General features: G+C 34.4%; 1 protein-coding gene and 1 pseudogene. One reads left to right on the forward strand and one right to left on the reverse strand.

Features of this window, described 5'->3' with window-relative positions; all coding sequences use genetic code 11:
- The first annotated feature begins 697 nt into the window (after window positions 1–697).
- Window positions 698–943 (forward strand): hypothetical protein, encoded by a 246-nt coding sequence (locus AFK68_RS00310; protein WP_094670736.1) that lies wholly within the window; start codon window positions 698–700, stop codon window positions 941–943.
- 562 nt (window positions 944–1,505) lie between these two features.
- On the opposite strand, the pseudogene AFK68_RS00320 reads toward AFK68_RS00310, so the two are convergent.
- A pseudogene (locus AFK68_RS00320) lies at window positions 1,506–1,747 on the reverse strand (RNA-guided endonuclease TnpB family protein); the annotation flags it as partial.

Consider the following 1,747-nt stretch of genomic DNA (forward strand, 5'->3'; position numbering starts at 1 on the left):
ATATAAAGCTTACCAAGAAATTACTAAAAATGAAGATATAGTGGAGGTTTATAAGAGAGAGCAAAAAAAACAGATAGAACAAAATAATTTAACAAAAAAACTAGCAAAAATAATAAAATTGGTCAGGCACCAATAATATATAGAATTGTGATTTTATTATTTTTGTTTTTTGTGGGAATGCCTGTGATTTTAGAAATTTTTCCAATTATTTTTGATAGTCCAGTTAGGATTATATGTAAGGTCAAAGATAAGTGTTGAAGCTGGAGATAGTTTTCATATAAATATGTCNACCCGAACTGCTAAAAGTGCTGACTCTGGTTGAGTAGGTGGAGCTTCTCCAGGAATAGTTTCAATAAATCCAGCAATATCTAAAGCTAAAACTACTCCGAAAAGCCTGTGATTTTAGAAATTTTTCCAATTATTTTTGATAGTCCAGTTAGGATTATATGTAAGGTCAAAGATAAGTGTTGAAGCTGGAGATAGTTTTCATATAAATATGTCTTTTAATAAAAGGAAAAAACACAATATTTTTTGAATCAGTTAAACTAAAAATTAGTCGATCTTTAGTTCACAAAGGAAATCTAAATTATGTCAGATTACAACATCAATTTCATAAATCAAGGAAATGCTTCTAATACCGGAAAACAATCTGCTATTGGCAAACAAAAAAAACTACTACTCTGAACAGCAGAAGACAATGGCTGAAGTTGCCAAGGAAATTCAAGATTTACTAAACCAACTTCAAGATACTTATCCGACTAAGACTCTAAGTGAGCGAGAAGTAGGGAAGAAGTTTGCGGAAATGATCGACCAAAAACCTAGTTTGAAGAAGAGAATTATCAGTGCGGTTAAGTCTACTAGCTTAACCGCTCTACAGGAAGCTGTAGATAATCCTGCATTTAATATTGCATCTGCTTTTTTACAAGGTTTCTCTAACCCATAGAAGTTACTACTTTTCTGCAATTTATTTGCAGGATAATCTTTGTAAGGTACGTCATTTTGCCAAAACCAGGACAATTACCATTGAGTCAGTTAGTTATCGAAAACANGTGCGGTTAAGTCTACTAGCTTAACCGCTCTACAGGAAGCTGTAGATAATCCTGCATTTAATATTGCATCTGCTTTTTTACAAGGTTTCTCTAACCCATAGAAGTTACTACTTTTCTGCAATTTATTTGCAGGATAATCTTTGTAAGGTACGTCATTTTGCCAAAACCAGGACAATTACCATTGAGTCAGTTAGTTATCGAAAACAAATTCTCAAAGGAAATTAACCATAGTTCCGCTAATATAAACTAAATTCCTCCACCCCATACTAAAAACCATAAGTGCCAGTGTGGGGCATATAGTTCATAAAAATATAGCCAAATATGACATATTCTTACTTTGCAGGTGTTACCCTAACTGGGTATTAGCGAAGCTCCTCCGCAGGAGGCACTACAACACCACGCCAGTTGCTTCAAGTCGGGGGACCCGCCCAACGCACTGGCTCCTCTATCCCATGGTCAAAGACAAAAGGGAGCTGCTTTTTTCATTATGTTCAGAGCGCCATTCACATCAGCATTGATTAATCCTTTGCTGGCAGTACGATACAAACCTCTTTTTACTCTTTTTCCGGAAAAAGTGACCTGATTTTTCTTACCTTTTTTATAAACTGGAATCAAATCATTATCTATAAAACTTGCTTTTGACGTATAAGATTCTTCAGTAATAATTACTTTTATCCCTACCATCTCAGCTTTATAAG

Origin of the sequence: Hydrocoleum sp. CS-953 (genome assembly GCF_002260545.1) — a bacterium.
GTDB lineage: Bacteria > Cyanobacteriota > Cyanobacteriia > Cyanobacteriales > Microcoleaceae > Trichodesmium.

Bases quoted from the DNA above. Each gene is read 5' to 3' on its own strand.
- AFK68_RS00310 (WP_094670736.1), top strand. From the start codon at position 698: ATGGCTGAAGTTGCCAAGGAAATTCAAGATTTACTAAACCAACTTCAA.